This window comes from Pseudoalteromonas sp. MMG010 (genome assembly GCF_018100905.1).
GTDB lineage: Bacteria > Pseudomonadota > Gammaproteobacteria > Enterobacterales > Alteromonadaceae > Pseudoalteromonas.
In genome coordinates, this window is the sequence record NZ_JAGJEG010000022.1 from 1 (window position 1) to 18,269 (window position 18,269).

An 18,269-nucleotide genomic window follows, 5' to 3' on the forward strand; every position below is an offset into this window, starting at 1 on the left:
CATATATAAAACCTCACCTTGTACCTAATCGTAACCCCTTAATAACTAAAACAAAATCAATGCTCACAAAGAGAAGAAAATGAGGGTAAATGAGAAGCCAATAAACACGTTCTAGTCCCTAAATCACTACTCTAAAGCGCAGCGTCTCCAAAGCGAAGCGCCTCTTTGTGCAAATTTGTCTTAATCACTAAAAACCAAAGACAAAAGCCCATGCTCACAAAGAGAAGCAAATGAGGGTAAATGAGAAGTGAAAAGACATTAAAAGTAATGGCTTAGTCACTCAATCACTAAATCACTTCTCTAAAGCGCAGCGTCTCATGAGCGAAGCGCCTCTTTGTGAATAAATGTCTTAATCACTAAAAACCAAAGACAAAAGACAATGCTCACAAAGAGAAGAAAATGAGGGTAAATGAGAAGTGAAAAGACATAAAAATAATGGCTTAGTCACTCAATCACTAAATCACTTCTCTAAAGCGCAGCGTCTCCAAAGCGAAGCGCCTCTTTGTGAATAAATGTCTTAGTTACTTAAAGCCAAAAACAAAACCAATGCTCACAAAGAGAAGAAAATGAGGGTGGATGAGAAGCCAATAAACACGTTCTAGTCCCTAAATCACTTCTCTAAAGCGGAGCGTCTCCAAAGCGAAGCGCCTCTTTGTGAATACATGTCTTAGTGACTTAAAACCAAAGACAAAACCAATGCTCACAAAGAGAAGAAAATGAGAGTAAATGAGAAGTGAAAAGACATTAAAAGTAATGGCTTAGTCACTCAATCACTACTCTAAAGCGGAGCGTCTCCAAAGCGCAGCGCCTCTTTGTGAATAAATGTCTTAATCACTTAAAACCAAAGACAAAAGCCAGTGCTCACAAAGAGAAGAAAATGAGAGTAAATGAGAAGTGAAAAGACATTAAAAGTAATGGCTTAGTCACTCAATCACTACTCTAAAGCGCAGCGTCTCCAAAGCGAAGCGCCTCTTTGTGCAAATAATCACTTAATCACTAAGAACAAAAGACAAAAGCCCATGCTCACAAAGAGAAGCAAATGAGGGTAAATGAGAAGCCAATAAACATGTTCTAGTCACTAAATTACTACTCTAAAGCGCAGCGTACTTATCAGCGAAGCGGTTCTTTGTGAATAAACGTCTTAATCACTAAAAACCAAAGACCAAAGACAAAAGCCAGTGCTCACAAAAAGCTAACCCATAAAAAAAGCTCGATATCTAAAATCGAGCTTTTTATAATTTAAGGTATTACTTAATTGGTTACTATAATGTTTTTATAAACTGAGTAAATTCTTCACCGAGTTTGCCATCACGCATACCGTATTGAACAATCGCTTTTAAATAGCCAAGCTTATCGCCACAATCATGTGCACTACCACTCATGTGGAATGCTTCAACAGTATCAATATTCATTAAATTATCAATAGCATCCGTTAGCTGAATTTCGCCACCGGCGCCTACATGAGTTTTTGCAAGTAATGGCCAAATCTTTTTACTTAATACGTACCGACCTACCACAGCTAGGTTTGAAGGCGCTTCATCTTTGGCTGGCTTTTCTACCATCGTTTTAATTTCAGCACTTTCGCCAGGGCTTAGCTGAACACCATTAATATCTGCAATACCATATTTACTTACATCTTCGTCAGCAACTGGCTCTAGCATGATTTGGCTAGCATTTGTTTGCGTAAAGCGCTTTATCATAGCCGCTAAGTTTTCAGTGCTTTGATCAGCTGTGTAAGCATCTAAAATAACATCAGGAAGTAATACGACAAAGTCATCGTCACCCACGATAGGTTTAGCACACAAAATAGCATGGCCTAAGCCTTTTGCTTCACCTTGGCGTACGCTCATAATTGTAACGTCGTCAGGGCAGATAGAGCGAACTTCCTCAAGTAGGGTACGCTTAACTCGTTTTTCTAAAGTCGCTTCTAATTCGTAGCTTGTGTCAAAGTGGTTTTCAATTGCATTTTTAGAATTATGGGTTACTAATACAATCTCTTTTACGCCAGCAGAAACGCATTCATTAACAATATATTGAATTAGCGGTTTATCGACTACTGGTAACATTTCTTTTGGAATTGCTTTGGTCATGGGTAGCATGCGAGTACCTAAACCAGCAACTGGAATTACAGCTTTCATATTCTAGTCCTTTACTTAAATTATTTATTTTTTAGTTAATGAGGCTAAGTTAACAATTTATAGTTAACTATAAGCTGAATAGCACAAAAGGTATAGCTTATAGTTGTATTCAACTTTTACAGCAATGACATTTTAAATTTATTTAGCTTTGTTTAGCTCTGTTTGTAAACTATTTTCATTTTTTTACTAAATTTACTGTAAATGAATGCAATTAAACACTAAGGTTATGACTTAATCTGTATTTGCATATCTTTGTTATGAGAGTTTGAAATGAAAAATAGCATGAGTATACGTAGTATATGCGTTTTTCTTGTTTGCGTGGTATCGACTAAAACTTTCTCCGCTGAGAATTTTAGTGATCACGAACGATTTTGTGCCTTACAGCCAAAAGTAGATTGTTTAACGTATATTAAAAATCGTTTAACGGGCGAGTCTGTAAATTCATTACAGTGGTATAAAGTGAAGTCTTACGAATTTGATTACTATTTCGATTACTCTCAATTTCATGAGCTTATAACAGCAGTTAAACCGTATAGTGAGCAAACTAACTTACCGAGAGAGTTTAAAAGCCAGGTTTATTATTATTACGCGAAGGCTTTGCTTCACACCGGTAATAAAAAACTAGCGAAGGAATATGCAGTAAAAGCATTTAACGAATTGCAGGGCATTTTTAATTCGTTTAAAAACCCTATTCGCCTTGTTGAGCTTGCAAATCTTCAGAATGATTTTGGCAGTATCGATACGGCTTTACAGATGTTAGTGTCTGCTGAGCGGCGATTTGGTAAAAGTAAAGATCCTATTTTCCATTTTGAATTACAGGTTAATAAGGGGAATGTTTACCATGCTATGGGGGATTTAGTTAATGCCGCGAAAAGCAGAAAATTAGCGCTAGATATTATTTTAGCAACAGGGGAAACAAGTAAAATTATCGTCGCATGTAATAATTTAGCTTACACATACCAACTTTTAAAAGAGTATCAGCTAGCCATTGAGTATAATTTGAAGGCGTTAAGCTTTAAGCAACCCGCTAACTTTAATATCTCTCGTACTAAACTGCGTTTAGCAGAGCTTTTTTGGCTAGAAAACAACCCCGCACAAGCAAAAGTATGGCTTAGCCAAGTTAACCCATCTATGTTGAAAAGAGCGCACACTCGAATTTATAAAAAGCTATTGCAAGCGTTAAAATAAAATATTAGTTGCTAGTTAAATTACCGCACAACTAATATTTTACATATCACCACTTTTTAAAGTTTGGCAGTTCCTTTTCTTCTTACTCCTTAATGTATGGTTCGCCTTGCTTTATCCATGGTGCTGCTGGTTTTCCTTTTAAGTAATGATCGAAGTATTGCATCATCCTTATAGAAAAATCGACTTGATTAGGGAATTTTTTAAGGTGATGTGGTTCTCCCTCATATTGTAAAAATGTAGCGTCTTTACCCGCACGGCGTAATGCTAAATAATACTGCACTCCTTCGTGCCATGGTACTGCATCGTCTTTATCACCAAACATAATCAAAATGGGCGTATTCACTTTGTCGGCAAAAAATACAGGTGAGTTCTCGATATATAGCTCGGGAGCTTCAAATAAATTTTTACCAATTCGGCTTTGTCCTGTTTCGTACTGAAACTGACGCGCCAAGCCCGACTTTAATCTGATACCACTGTACGCGCTGGTCATATTAGAAACAGGTGCACCTGAGACAACGGCTTTAAACATATCTGTTTGTGTGATCATAAATGCACTTTGATACCCAGCCCAAGAATGCCCTTGTAATCCTATTTTTTCAGGATCGGCTATGCCTAAATCAATTAGTTTTTGCGTTGCGTTAATCATAGTTTGAGTCGATGAACGCCCAGGGTGACCTAATTCAAAACGGATATCAGGTAAAAATATGGCATAACCGTTTGAGGTAAACATAGGGAAGTTAGGACGATGATTCAGTTCCATTTTAGGAAAATCATACATGCGTTGGCTCATATAACGATAAAAATACACAACAACAGGGACTTTATCGCCTTTTTTATAACCCGCTGGTTTTATTAAAACACCTTGTAAGTCTTCACCATCAAATCCTTTATAACTAATCAGCTCGGGTTTTTCACCCCATGCAAAGTGACTCATTTGTGGATTTAAAGTTGTTACCTTTTGCGGTTGCTTAAAACTAAAGTCTGTTTGATAAAAATCAGGAAACTGTTGATAGGTTTGCTCTGTGAACAAATATTTATCTGCGTGCTTTGCTTTTTTTACAACATCAAATCGTTTATTCCCGCCAAGCACTTTCGTTACTGCATTGTTTGCTAAATTGAGTTTTGCAATTTCGGTTTGCTTAGTTTTTAAATTTACAGCCGAAAGTAAAAGTTCTTCGTCTTTAGCAAAACCAACTTTTGCTTTATCAAGCTTAATAACGCGGTATTGTGTATTTTCTGGTAGGCCATTAGTTAAGCGAGTGGCTTGTTGTGTTGTAACATCAAATGCATAAATGTCGTATTTACTATAAACGAGTACACTAGAGCTGTCGTCAATCCAACCCGCAAAGCCATAACCAGGTTGTGTTGAAGGATAGTCATGCTTATCATCAGCAAAAGTAGCCTTAATTGCGCGTGTAAGCTCACTGACGTTGTTATTTTTTAAGTTTTTTAACTGAACTTGGCTGTTTTTAAAATAAGCGGCATACTCGCCATTTGGCGATAAACTAGGTCGAAAAGGGCTGTTATTTATAATCGTGGTTTTTTCGCCTGTATTGATATTAACACTGTAATAATCTGCAAAAAATCCACCGTACATTATCTTTTCAAGGTATGGCGTGTTTGACGATCCCAGTATCGTTGTGCGCTGGGTATTTAGATTAACGGTAGGCACTTGAGGTGTGCTTAACTGCACTACTTTTTCTGAATTAATATGATAAACCGCGCTGTAATGACGGTTTTTATTAACGCTATTCCATTGCTTTATTTCACGCGGTTTTATTTCTGGATCTTGGTTGTGCCATACCTTTAACCCTTTTTGATCGCGTATAGTATCAAAGTCATACAATGAATTTTCGTCGGTGTATTTTTTAGTGACTATTTTACTGGCTAATTTAGGGTGGTTTTTAAAGTATAAACGTTCACCATCATCAGAAAAGTCCAACGTAGCTGTTTTTCCAATTCGCCAGCTTTTATCAGGTGAGTGTATGCTAGAGAGCTGCTCATTTTTCCATAATTGTAATTGATAATTACGACGGCGAGCATCATCATTGACATAATTACCCATTGTAAAAGCAACGGTATCTTCACTTGGATGCCAAGTTATTTTGCTAGCAATCACACCGGGTTCGTCAATAAGCACACTATGTGAAAAATCGCTGAGTGTTACCAACGTAATTTGATTTTTATTTCCGTCGTTGTAGCTTTGGCTCACCAGTAATTGATCATTAACATGGCTTATTGCATAGCTAAAGGCCTGTTCAATGGTATGGGTTCGATCATTAGTTAAATTAACAATCACAAGTGCAAAAGCCTTATCTTTTTTATCAGCCGTTATCGCACTTTCAGTTTTTTCTTTATTGGTTTCTTGTGTTGCCTCATCGGGTTTTTCTGCTATATCTTGTCGATATGCAAGCCATTGGCCATCATCCGATAACTCATAGTCTTTTACATCGTTAAAGGTTTTTTGCTTACCGGTTTGTGTATTAACGAGTACCAAGTTATTTTTAAGTGTATTTTTTTTCTTTGTTGTTTCAGCATCGAGTAACGAGGGAACCTGTGTGAAAGCCACCCAATTAGCTTGTTTATTTATATACGGCTTAGTACCACGTTCTACTTCGCTAAGTAGAGTATTTGTAACCAATGAGTAAACTTGGCCAATCGCATTACCTCTATAGGGAGTTGAGCTTAAGCTTAGTATTTTTCCATCTTCTGATAATTGTGTATTGTTTGCAGATTTAAAGTTAAATACATCTTTAAACTCTAAGGCCTCTTTAGCTTGCAGTGGGCTACTTGTTACACACCCTAATAAAGCTAAGCTGAGTAAAGAAAGGGGTAGTTTCATTATTTATTCTCGTTATTAAATGATATTTCATTGTAACGAGTTTGCTCGATATATCGACTAGATCAGATGAAAGGTCGAAAAAGGGAGATAAAAACGCAAACGTAATCGTGGTGACGGCGTTAAACTATTTAAAACATTGAGTTAGGAAGAAAGAAGGGGATAAACAAGAAAGATAAAGCTACCACATAGTGATAGCTTATACGGCTAACCGTTGTCATTTACAGCCAAATTTTTTGTAACTCTGGCCATTGTTTTTCAAATTGGGTGCTGGGCTTTGCTTTAAAGTCGCTGCGTACAAATTGATTCATTTTACCTTCAACATAGGCAAGTAAAAAATTAGCCAGTGTTAACTCATCGCTTTGAAAAGTTTTGCCTTCACGTAATTTTCGCTCACGTAGTACTTGTTTAAATTGAGTCTCAATTTTCTCAAATAAACCTTGTACTCGTTCACGTAAACGCTCTTGCTCGCCTTGCAGTGCATCACCGGTAAGTATACGGGTAATGCCCGGGTTTTTTTCGGCAAATGCCAGTAGTAATAATAAAATATTATAAATACGCGTTTGGCTTTCTTTTTCATTTTCGAGAATTAAATTAATACGCGATAATAAAGTATCTTCAATAAACTCAATTAATCCTTCAAACATACGTGCTTTACTAGGGAAGTGACGATATAACGCGGCTTCTGATACACCTACTTCTGCTGCTAATTTAGCTGTGGTAATACGCTGGCCTAAACTGCTTTCAAGCATTTGAGCAAGGGCTTGTAGTATTTGCTCTTTGCGATTACTTCTTTTTGTCGCAGGCATGAACATTCCTTTTTATTTATCTTTATAGTTCAATTTGTTACAATTTTTTTTGCACTGTTTAAAACTAAATTTATAAGTCGAATTTATCATTTAATGTGCAAATGACAGGCTTATGTTAATGTTTTATTCAGTTTGTTGCTAGCCTTTTTATAAGCGTTTAGCGAGTTCTTTCATTACATCGAGTGCTAATGCAGCCTTGCTATTTAGTGCCAGCTCACGCTCTTGGTTATGCCAATAAAGAGTTAGCGCATTGTTATCACTATTAAAACCAACATCGGAGTTTGATACGTCGTTTGCACATATCATATCTAAGTTTTTATTGACGAGCTTGCCCTTTGCATACTGGGCTACATTTTGTGTTTCGGCAGCAAAACCCACTGTATAAGGGCGTTTTTCTGATAAATTTGCAACCGCGGCAATCACATCGGGATTTTTAACCAGAGTGAGGGTTAGTTCGTCACCTTGCTTTTTCATTTTTTGCTCTGCGATATTTGCAGCGCGATAATCAGCTACCGCAGCACAGCCTATAAAAGCATCTGATTGAGTGGCATGTGTAAGGGCTTGTTGTAATAATTGCTCAGCGCTTTCAATATTAACTAAGTTTACGCCAGAGGGAGCTTTTAACGTTACAGGGCCTGAAATTAAGTTGACTTTGGCACCTAAGCTTATGGCTTCTTGCGCTAAGGCATACCCCATTTTTCCCGAACTATGATTAGAAATAAAACGCACAGGGTCGAGCGCTTCGCGAGTCGGCCCTGCGGTAATAGTGATCGTTTTACCTGCAAGAAGCAAAGGTTCTACATCGGTTGTACACAAAGATACCAGCTCATGAGGCTCAAGCATTCTACCAGCGCCTACATCACCACATGCTTGCTCGCCTTTACCTGGACCCCATATTGCTATGTTTCGCGCTTTTAGAGTTGTTAGGTTGGCTTGTGTGGCTGCATGGGCATACATTTGTTGATTCATAGCCGGTGCAATGGCCACTTTTGCAGGCGTCGCTAATAGCAAGGTCGTGAGTAAGTCATCGGCAATACCCGCTGCCATTTTGGCAATAATATTACTTGTAGCTGGCGCGACTAAAATTAGATCGGCCCATTTAGCAAACTCAATGTGTCCCATTGCAGCTTCTGCACTGGGGTCTAATAGCGAGTCAGACACTATTTCACCGCTCACGGCTTGCATGGTCAATGGAGTAATAAAATGTTTGGCCGACTCAGTCATCACAACTTTTACTTCACAACCATGATCTTTTAATCGCCTTACTAACTCTGCACACTTATACGCAGCGATACCACCGCTAATGCCTAATACAATTTTTTTATTTACTAAGTGACTCATGGTTGCCCGTTAAACTTATATTTAATGGCGTTAAAATAACAAATCTTTGCCACGACAGCTAAGTTTTTAATACTCATTACATGACTATTTTTAGTTTTATATTACAGTTAAAGCAGGCTTTATTACTTCAAGGATGAATTATGCGCTTAACTAACTTACCTAATGAGCAGCGTCCTCGTGAAAAATTAATTAAATACGGTGCCAAAGCATTAACCGATGCAGAGTTATTAGCATTATTTTTACGAACGGGCTTACCAGGCATGAATGTTGTTGAATTGGCCCAGCATTTATTAAATAAAAACAAATCATTACACAATTTATTTAATGCCAGTATGAAAGAGTTTTGCAGTCAAAAAGGGTTGGGTATTGCCAAGTATGTGCAGTTACAAGCGGTGCTCGAGCTAAGTCAGCGTTACTTACAAGAAAGCTGCGAGCGAGAAGCCATATTTAATTCACCAACGGCTGTTTATGATTACTTAACGATTCAAATGCGAGGTTTGCAACAAGAAGTATTTATGATTTTGTATCTCGATAGTCAAAACCGATTAGTAAAAGATGAAATTTTATTTTATGGCACCATTAACTCCGCCAGTGTTTATCCACGAGAAGTCGTTAAAGCAGCACTAAAAAATAATGCTGCTGGCGTTATTTTTGCCCACAACCACCCCAGCGGAATTGCAGAACCAAGTGAAGCAGATAAGCTTATTACACAAAAACTACAAAAAGCGTTGCAGTTAATCGATATCAATGTGCTCGATCATATCGTTGTCGGAGGCGAAAATTGTGTGTCGTTTGCACAAAGAGGCTTAATTTAACTATTTCACACACAAAAATGTGTTAAAAATGAGCTGTTTTTAAGGTTTTTCTAAATTAGTTTAATATAAATGCAGTTTTTACTTTCCCTAAGGCCATTCGATCTCTATAATTAGCCGCTATCAAATTTACACATGAGCTGATTGGATTAGATCAATATTTGATCTTTGCCTGTAAAAGCTGTATAAAGAGCGCCCTTCGATTTATCTCTGGGCACAAATACATGGCCTAAGGGAAAATTAAGCTCGAGCGAAGTTATTGGAGATATATAGACATGTCTAAAGTATGTCAAGTTACAGGTAAGCGTCCAGCGGTTGGTAATCACCGTTCACACGCGAGAAACGCGACTAGACGTCGTTTCCTACCTAACCTACAAACACACCGTTTTTGGGTTGAAAGTGAAAAACGTTTTGTAACACTACGCACTACTACTAAAGGTATGCGTATTATCGATAAAAAAGGCATCGACGCGGTTCTTACAGAAATCCGTGCTCGCGGCGAAAAAGTTTAAGGAACTGAATCATGCGCGATAAAATCCGTTTAGTTTCAACTGCCGGTACTGGTTTTTTCTACACTACTGACAAAAACAAGCGTAACATGCCTGAAAAGATGGAAATCAAAAAATTCGATCCTAAGGCTCGTAAACACGTGATTTTCAAAGAAGCTAAAATCAAGTAATTTTAGTTCTCTTTCAGAATACAAAAACCCAGCTTATGCTGGGTTTTTTTATGCCTGATAAAATAGTGATTAAAGTATGAACACTGGTGTGGTTAAATAATATTCTAATTCTACTATTGCCAGTTATACAGCTAAATGTTAACGTGTTTAGGCGCTTTATTGCATAAAAATAACAAGAAATTAATAGTGCGTGTATTTCATTTAACTAAATGAATATAAGTAAATTAAAATACCCTCTATTTAAAGCGAAAGCGATATAACCGAATTTCTATAAGTAGAAATAACCCCGTGTGTAAATGCCACCGTAAGGTGGCATTTTTTTATTGTATCAGCGAGCACATACATCGGCTTAAGTGATAGGCGTGTAGCCTGGGAGCGTGCTTAAATCGACATCATCTAATTGCTCGGGGTATGCAAACTCGTTAATGTAATCTTTATATATTTCCGACTCGATAAATATGGCAAATAAATCACCATCTAAATGGTTATTGGCCACCATAGTCCCCAATATAAATAAACATTCACTAACAGGCTTTGCCTTTTTATAAGGTCTATCTACGGCCGATAACGCTTCAAAAATATCAGCAATCGCCATTAACCTTGCCGGTACCGACATTTGCTCTTTTGTTAAGCCTTTAGGGTAGCCTGTACCATCAAGTTTTTCGTGATGCCCCATGGCATACTCTTTAACATTACTTAAATGTTTAGGGAATGGAAGTACATCAAGAATATCTTGAGTGATATCCATATGGCGTTTCATGATGTCGCGTTCGGCTTCTGTGAGCGTCCCTCGTCGTATCATTAAGTTTTCAACTTCATCGGCACTGAGCAGCGGGATCACTTCATTATTTAATTTAAGTTCGTACTTATTGGCAATTTTTTGAATTTGTAATTGTTCTTCTTCACCTAAAAATTCTCCACCGACATTCACTCTTTGTAATAAAGCGCGCTCTAAGTTAAGTTGTTTTAGCTGTGTATCTAATAACCTTTCTAATTGTTTTACTTCTATGGGGTTATTATTTTTTAAAGACGCGATGATTTTTTCTTGAAAACTAATTTTTAGATCGCGAGTGATGATTTCAAACTTGGCATCTATAAACTCAATACGGTCAAAAATGGTTTCTAATTTAGTCGACTTTTCCATAATGTGGTCGGGTGTTGCGATTTTTCCGCAATCATGTAACCAACCAGCAATATCTAATTCATGACGTTGACCTGTCGTCATATTAAAATCAGCCATAGGGCCTTTTTTAATATTATGAACGGCATCGGCTAGCATCAACGTTAAGGCGGGCACTCGTTTACAGTGTCCTCCTGTATGAGGTGATTTTTCATCAATGGCAAGTGCAATCGCTTGAGCAAACGTTGTAAACAACGCTTCCATATTTTTAATCAACGCAGAGTTACTCAAGGAGATGGCGCCTAACGAAGCAAATGAACGCGCAACCGTTACTAAATCTTCGCTAAATGGAATTATCTCATTATTATGATCTTTCACATTAATTAGCTGTATGACACCAATAATATCATCGGTATGATCTTTTAATGGTAGGGTCAACATCGACTGTGTACGATAGCCGGTTAATGCATCTATTCTGCGCGCTGCGCTCATATCAAAGGGCAATACAGCATAAGCATCAGGAATATTAATGACTTTGCCAGAGTTGACTGCATGCGCAACAATGGCGCTTTCGTTTGGCTTGCCATCAACATATAGGTCAATATTTGGAAAATCAATCGGGTTATCTGAATCACCATTTAAATGTAAGTCTAAAGACTTATTAATAACGGTTTCAAATTTTAGCTGTTTATTATCCGTAATAGAATAAATGCTACCCGCATCCGAATTGGCAATAGACATCATCACTTGAAGTATTTCTTCGAGTAGTTTGCTGGCATTTTTTTCTGTAGTCAGTCTAATGCTCACATCTATAAAATGATGTAAGTTAATTCTATCTTTAATATGCTGTGGCATGCTTAGGTTACTTTTTTGTATGGATAAAGGCACCATTCCAATCCTTGTCTAGCGTCACTAAATCAGTTGCTTTAATTCGCTCAATAAAAATGGTGTACACATTTGAACTTAAAGTTGATGTTGCTTCAAGTTCTTTAAATAATTTAAGGGCTTGTTGCCAGTTTTTATTATAATAATGGTTCATGGCATCAGATGACTTTGTAATCTCTGTTATTTGAGAAGCAGTTAAAGCTGTATTATAGTCGATTGGCTCAAAGAGCTTTATCGCGGTTTTTTTTCCTATAACTTGTACTTTATCTATAAACCGAAACGTTATGTGCGCACAGGCACGCATTGTTTCATCTGTAACAAGAATAGACACACCATAAAATTTGGTCAAGCTTTCAACCCGAGAGCCTAAATTAACGGTATCACCTAAAACCGTGTAGGCTTTTCTGTATATAGAGCCCATGTCGCCGACATTCATGAGTCCGGTACTGATCCCTACGCCTATTTTAATTGCTGGTAGGTCTTTCTCACTAAATAGTTTATTTATTTCAGGTAATGCTTTAACCATAGCAATGGCGGTTTCAACTGCGTGTTGTGCATGTTTTTCATCTGCTAAAGGGGCATTCCAAAATGCCATGACCATATCGCCAACGTATTTATCGATTGTACCATTATGAGAAAATATTATTTTTGTAATCGCGGTTAAATACTGATTTAAATATTCGCTTAATTGATGTGGAGGCATACTTTCAGACAATGAAGTAAAGCCTCTAATATCAGAAAAAAGCACGGTCATATTTTTACGTTCACTGTGTGGAGTTAACGAATTTTCTTGGTTAATTAACTTATTAATATGTTCAGGCGGTACATATTGGTCAAACATAGATTTGATTTTTCTACTGTGTTCTAACTCTGCTATCGAGCTAATAAAAATATTATAACCTGCTAAAACACTAATCAGCAGCAGGGGAATAAACAGCGGTAAACTTATTTTTTGAAATGCCCAAAGGTAAAAATTGGCCGCGATAAAAATAAGCGCTGTGATTAAAGCGACAAAGCTAATAAAGCGGGCACTTTTTTTATAGCTTAGTAAGCTCAAAGTAAAACCAATTAATAAAATGATTAATAAGTTGGCAGCTAATACCCAGCTAGGCGTTGATGGCAGTATTTCGGGGTGCATTAAGCCTTCAAATATATTAGCGTGAACTTCTACCCCTGGATATTGTAACCCAACAGGAGTGGCTCTTAAGTCAGCTAAACCAATGGCTGAGGTGCCAATAAAAGCGACGCTGCCAGCTAATTGTTTTGCGCCCACCTTCTTTGTTAGTACATCGGTTGCTGAAAAATAATTAAAGCTTTTAGCTTTCCCTTTGTATGGAATTAAAATTTGTCCATATTCGTCGGTTTGAATCCACTTATTTTGAAATTTAATCCCTTCAAAAAGGGTGATACCATCGAGCACTTTTGAGCGCGTTTCTATGTTATCCGACAGGGTGTACAAACGGGCTGCTTCAAGGGCGAGTGATGGGTATAATTTATCGTTAACACGATTTACCAAAGCGGCTTTACGAATAAACCCATCTTTATCGCTATGGGCATTAATAAAGCCACTGCCTGCGGCAGCTTGTTGTAATTGAGGAATATTAGCTATAACCCCTGAAAAATGCCCAACTTGTGAGTTCACTTTTTCATTATCGGGCCATAATAAACTACTGCGCGTCACTTGCCCTTTAAATGATTGTTTATCGTCACTTAACAAAAAACCTAAAACCGTATCATTATTAGCTAAAGCCGTAGCAAACTGTTTATCGGCGTCGATCTCAGCACCTAACTTTACTAAAGTCGATGCATCTTCTGGTGATAAATCCGCAGCGTGAGCCAGAATTGTTTCAACAGGGCTTATTTCAGATTCAGCAAAAAATATATCAAAAGCGATGACTATTACCCCGGCATGGGTTAGTTCATCGATAAGTTGTGCTATTTTACTGCGACTCCAAGGGAATCTCCCTTGTTCTTGCATGCTTTTTTCATCAATATCAATAATCACTACAGATTCATCGAACACACGAGCAGCGGTTGGAAGGGTCATTTGCAATCTTGAGTCATACAGTATGCCGTCAATTCTATTTATTAAATTAGCGATGCTCCCAGTAGAAAAAAGCGCAAGGGAAGCTGCAATGCAGGTAATAAATAGACCCACAATGATTTGTTTTTTTGCAACCATCCGCATACTTTTTATAGCTAAGCTTCCTTATCTAATAAAATAGTTTGCCCTTCACGGGCGCACTCAATAGTAAGGGCATCGCCAAATTCAGCATTTAATGTATTTTCAATCGCTATTAATTCGGCATCACAGCGCATAGGGTCATGGCTAATAAAAGCCAGCTTTTTAATATTTGCTGTTATCGCTAAGTTAACAACTTGGTTTACAGTGCTATGGCCCCAGCCATGTTTTAACGGAAGGTCTTCGTCAATAAGCTGTGCATCATGAATGAGTAAATCAGCGCCAGATACAAACTCAATCCATTCATCTATTGTGGTTGAAACCGTACCTGGTGGGCTTAGTTCGTTATCGGTAACATAGGCGACTTTACAGTTGTCTGCGTACACACAATAAGCCGTGCCACCTCCGGGGTGATTAAGTGGCGCAGTACGAATAACAAAGTCGTTTAACGTAAATTCTTTCTGTTTCGCTAATGTTGTATTTAACATTATATTGGCGGGTAAATCATGCTGATCCACAGGAAATTGAGAACCACTCATTTGATCTAAGACTGCAGCTCGACTTTCATTATCGTGTACATCACCGACCACCACAGTAATATCACGATCAGCCTGATAAATTGGCTTAAAAAATGGAAACCCTTGAATATGATCCCAATGGTTATGGGTAAGTAACAATGCAATAGGCTGAGTACTGTTTAACAGCTCGTTACCTAAGTTAGCAATCCCTGTACCTGCGTCCAAAATAAGTTGCTGTCCGTTACTTTGCTTAATACGAACACACGACGTATGCCCGCCAAAAACGAGGGTGTGCTTGCCGGGTGAAGGCATTGAGCCTCTCACTCCAAAAAATTCAACGTTCATTATTAAGGCTCAACTCCATCGGGGTAAAAGTTAAACTTAGAAAGACTAATATCACTCGATATACTGCCTGTACAGGTATTTGTGGCAACGATTTGCGTGTCATCTAATAAATGTATCGATGAAAACGCATGTACGCCATCGCATAGCTCTGATTCAAAATATCCCGAACTCGAAGAGCCAAAGCCGCTATCAAGTGTGCCATCGGTTGCAATGCGGGCAAGTACCCCCTGATTATTGGCTTGACCGGCTAAAATAATTCTACCGGCACTGTCTAGTACTGCGGCGCTTATCAGCGTATTTTCAGACGCTGTTAAGTTATAATGCCCTGTACCCGTAACAGCAAAACTGGTATCTACTTCACCGGTTTCAAGTAATTTGATAACAACAGCTTGAGTTGGATCTTCGCCATTATTACCAATTAAATAAATATTGCCTGAGGTGTCAGTTAGTATGGCGGTAATATTATTTGTTACGCTTAAACTAGCTTGTGATGCCGAAGAATAAAACGCCTGGCCGCCATTTTCGGTGTATTTTATAGCAAAGTGCGAGGCATTAATGCCGGTGACAGCTTTACCTGCCACAATAATTTCATTGTTATTGTTAAAATGCACCCGTTGATAATAAAGATTTTGAGTGCCCGTTACCGCTCCATTATTGCTAAAGTCGTGGTCCCGTACGCCTGTATCATCAAGTAATACGATAAATGAGCGTGCTGTACCACCTATATTAACAGTACCTACCGCAGCGGTATTATTATTACTGTCGATTGCTATATCAACTAAACTTACTTGCTCGGAGGTTGTATCTGAGGTGCCGTAAATTCCGTCGCTGGCAAATTCGCTCACTAGGTCACCATTTTGGTCAAGCTTTACGATAAAACCTTCGTCATTGGCAAGTGTAACTCGAGAACCAGCAATCAGTATGTCACCGTTACTGTCTTCTACCATTGCAATGTCGCTATGGCTTAAACTGATATCTAACGTACGTTGGCCGTGGCTACTAAAGTTAGTATCAATTTCGCCTGTTTCGGTATAGCGAGCTAAAACCAGTTTTATTTCATTGTCAAATTCTGCTGTTGCTGCCACTAAGTATTTACCGGCATGTTCTGCATGAGTCAATTGCAACACTGTATTTGCAGCATCGTCTGAAGGGTCGTGCAATTCGGTTAAGGTTAAATAACCTAAGGTGGAAAAATCGGTAACTAATTCGGCCTGTTTATCTATTGCAGTGATAAAAGGCAGTGTGTTTGCGTCTTCAAGCGCACCCGAAATCCACAGTGTGTCATTTTCATCAACCGATACCGCATTAGCAGATTGCTTCCCATTAATATTGCTTACAATATTAATGCCTGAGTTGGCATAATTGCTATCTAGCTCACCCGTTGTCGGGTTTATGCGAGCACTATAAACTTGCTCGTCGTGATCAATTCCTGTGGTACCCACTAAAACGACTTGATTATTTATTGGCTCATATTCAACACCCGTAATGTTAGTGCCGCCATTACCTGCGCCTGCATTACCATCAATATCGAATATAGCGATACCTTCAGTGCCAAAAGCGGTTGTTTTATCACCGTTTTTATCAATAGCAATAAGCACGGCTTCTTGTTCACCACTATCTAGCGTCGTGTAACCACCTAACAGGGCTGTAAAGTCATCAGCATCAGCTCCACCAATTGCCAGTAGTTCATCGTCTTGATTAATAGAAGATAAGTCTATAATCATAGGGCTATCACTGTTAAAGCTAGGGCTATTAGTGCCGTCAGGCAGAAGATAGCGGATCACGGCGCTTTTATCGCCTTGTGCTGTAGTCGTACTACCAACAATCATTAATTCAGAAAGGCCAAAGCTTTTAATTGCAAATGATGCATCATCTTGTTGAATTCCACTTATATCGGTCACGATTGGGCCAGATTCAAAAGCTAATGTCGATTTATCGTATTTTATCCATAAGCTATCTAAATCGGTGCCATTATCGTATTGCCCCACGGCTTGTACTTTGTTATCGGTAAAGGCAAGGTCATTGATTTTTGTGCTTGTGAGGTATTGAGTACATAAGTAACCTGAGTCAAGTTCACCTGAGTCATCACTAAGTGTTCCACTGAGGTCCATTTTTAATAAACAGGCTTCGGTGCTGGTGCCATCATTTAGCGTAAATGCAATAAATAAATCATCATCACCCGAGATAATAGCGGTAGCACTTTCATCACCGCCAAAATCTAAAACTTTAACCCCGGTTTCATTAAAGTTAATATTGAACTCACCACTATTAGTATACGAAGCAATAATAATATCTTGATCGGTATTATTAGTATGACCTACAAAATAAAGGTTATTGTTTAGTTCTATGCTGTCATTAAACTCGCTTTGCATAAATGCACTAGAGAGATCTTGTTGCCCTGTTATGGTACGACCAAAGTTAGCGTCTTCTAATGGTAGTAGAGGATCATCACCATCAACGACATTGATCGTTATAGTTATTGTGCTGACCTCATTGGGTGTTCCATCATCGGTAACACTAATAGTAAAACTGTGGGTCGTTTGAGTTTCGTAGTCAAAACCGCCATTTCTACTTGCCGTGATCACACCGGTGCTACTGTCTAATTGTAGTAAGTCGGTACTATCATCTAATACTGCAAAAGTTAGGTTATTATTTTCAATATCGCTGGCAACAATACTGCCAATGATTTCGCCAGCAACAATTGTTTCGCTTACATTAAAGCTTTGATCAGCAGCTGTCGGTGCATCGTTAACACTATTAATGGTCACTGTGACTGTGGCTGTAGCTACGCCTTCATTACCATCACTCACTGTGTAGTTTAAGTTTACCGTACCGTTATAGTTTTTAGGAGCCGTGTATTTAAACGCATTACTTATAACAGCAATAGCACCGGTCTCTGCGCTGGCTGAAGTAATGAGTAAGGTATCACCATCAACATCGGTGTCGTTCGCTAATACATCAATGGTGATCGCCGCATCATCTTCATCCATCATCGCTGTGTCATTAATGGCAATAGGGGTATCGTTAACACTGTTAATGGTAACAGCAACTGTAGCCGTTGCTACACCTTCGTTACCGTCGCTTACGGTATAACTTAAGTTAACCACACCGTGTTTGTTTTCTGATGGTGTGTATCGCAATGTGTTACTAGAAACACTAACAGCTCCCTCATCGGCACTGGCTGCAGTAATGTTTAGGGTATCACCATCGATATCGCTGTCGTTGGCAAGCACATCAATGGTAATTGTTGCGCCATCTTCGTCCATAGTTGCAGTGTCGTTGGTGACTGTAGGTGCATCATTTACACTGTTTATCGTGATACTTACTGAAGCAGTCGCAACACCTTCATTGCTATCACTAATAGTATAACTAATTGTTGCGTTGCCATGTGTATTAGCGGGCGGTGTGTATTA

12 protein-coding genes and 1 pseudogene are annotated in these 18,269 nt (G+C 38.5%); 4 read left to right on the plus strand and 9 right to left on the minus strand.

Annotated features, from left to right (window positions below; all coding sequences use genetic code 11):
- Window positions 1–1,262 precede the first annotated feature (1,262 nt).
- A complete protein-coding gene (gene galU, locus J8L70_RS15670) occupies window positions 1,263–2,138 on the minus strand; it encodes a UTP--glucose-1-phosphate uridylyltransferase GalU (RefSeq protein WP_211056515.1) in 876 nt (291 codons plus the stop codon).
- Between the two features lie 282 nt (window positions 2,139–2,420).
- Between galU and J8L70_RS15675 the strand changes: the two genes are divergently transcribed.
- Window positions 2,421–3,326 carry a tetratricopeptide repeat protein gene (locus J8L70_RS15675; RefSeq protein ID WP_211056516.1) on the plus strand — a complete coding sequence of 302 codons (906 nt, stop codon included), beginning with the start codon at window positions 2,421–2,423 and terminating at the stop codon, window positions 3,324–3,326.
- An 82-nt stretch (window positions 3,327–3,408) separates the two neighbouring features.
- Here the strand turns inward: J8L70_RS15675 and J8L70_RS15680 are convergent, their stop codons facing one another.
- The 3 genes from J8L70_RS15680 to coaBC form a co-directional block, all read right to left on the minus strand.
- On the minus strand, window positions 3,409–6,168 hold the full coding sequence (locus tag J8L70_RS15680) for a prolyl oligopeptidase family serine peptidase (protein WP_211056517.1): 2,760 nt from the start codon (window positions 6,166–6,168) through the stop codon (window positions 3,409–3,411).
- 218 nt (window positions 6,169–6,386) lie between these two features.
- Complete coding sequence (slmA, locus tag J8L70_RS15685) at window positions 6,387–6,974, minus strand: nucleoid occlusion factor SlmA (protein ID WP_211056518.1); 588 nt, start codon at window positions 6,972–6,974, stop codon at window positions 6,387–6,389.
- A 147-nt stretch (window positions 6,975–7,121) separates the two neighbouring features.
- A complete protein-coding gene (gene coaBC / locus J8L70_RS15690; protein WP_211056519.1) occupies window positions 7,122–8,315 on the minus strand; it encodes a bifunctional phosphopantothenoylcysteine decarboxylase/phosphopantothenate--cysteine ligase CoaBC in 1,194 nt (397 codons plus the stop codon).
- 140 nt (window positions 8,316–8,455) lie between these two features.
- Here coaBC and radC point away from each other — a divergent pair, with 140 nt between their 5' ends.
- The 3 genes from radC to rpmG all read left to right on the plus strand — a co-directional run bounded on the left by radC (window position 8,456) and on the right by rpmG (window position 9,806).
- On the plus strand, window positions 8,456–9,130 hold the full coding sequence (gene radC / locus J8L70_RS15695; protein WP_211056520.1) for a DNA repair protein RadC: 675 nt from the start codon (window positions 8,456–8,458) through the stop codon (window positions 9,128–9,130).
- Between the two features lie 272 nt (window positions 9,131–9,402).
- On the plus strand, window positions 9,403–9,639 hold the full coding sequence (gene rpmB / locus J8L70_RS15700; RefSeq protein WP_006793236.1) for a 50S ribosomal protein L28: 237 nt from the start codon (window positions 9,403–9,405) through the stop codon (window positions 9,637–9,639).
- Window positions 9,640–9,650: 11 nt separating this feature from the next.
- Entirely contained in the window at window positions 9,651–9,806 is a 156-nt protein-coding gene (gene rpmG, locus J8L70_RS15705; protein WP_004587947.1) for a 50S ribosomal protein L33, read from the plus strand.
- A gap of 349 nt (window positions 9,807–10,155) precedes the next feature.
- On the opposite strand, the gene J8L70_RS15710 is transcribed toward rpmG, so the two are convergent.
- The 5 genes and pseudogenes from J8L70_RS15710 to J8L70_RS16095 all read right to left on the minus strand — a co-directional run.
- The gene (locus tag J8L70_RS15710; protein ID WP_211056521.1) at window positions 10,156–11,817 is read right to left on the minus strand and encodes an HD family phosphohydrolase; all 1,662 of its coding nucleotides are present in this window, start codon (window positions 11,815–11,817) and stop codon (window positions 10,156–10,158) included.
- Window positions 11,789–13,993 carry an adenylate/guanylate cyclase domain-containing protein gene (locus J8L70_RS15715; RefSeq protein ID WP_211056522.1) on the minus strand — a complete coding sequence of 735 codons (2,205 nt, stop codon included), beginning with the start codon at window positions 13,991–13,993 and terminating at the stop codon, window positions 11,789–11,791. Before J8L70_RS15715 ends, J8L70_RS15710 begins: the two co-directional genes overlap by 29 nt.
- Before the next feature lie 17 nt (window positions 13,994–14,010).
- Window positions 14,011–14,856: an MBL fold metallo-hydrolase gene (locus J8L70_RS15720; RefSeq protein WP_211056523.1), complete on the minus strand. Its 846-nt coding sequence runs from the start codon at window positions 14,854–14,856 to the stop codon at window positions 14,011–14,013.
- A gap of 2 nt (window positions 14,857–14,858) precedes the next feature.
- Entirely contained in the window at window positions 14,859–17,228 is a 2,370-nt protein-coding gene (locus J8L70_RS16090) for a hypothetical protein (RefSeq protein WP_348772163.1), read from the minus strand.
- A gap of 99 nt (window positions 17,229–17,327) precedes the next feature.
- Window positions 17,328–18,254, minus strand: a pseudogene (locus J8L70_RS16095) (tandem-95 repeat protein); the annotation flags it as partial.
- Window positions 18,255–18,269 lie beyond the last annotated feature (15 nt).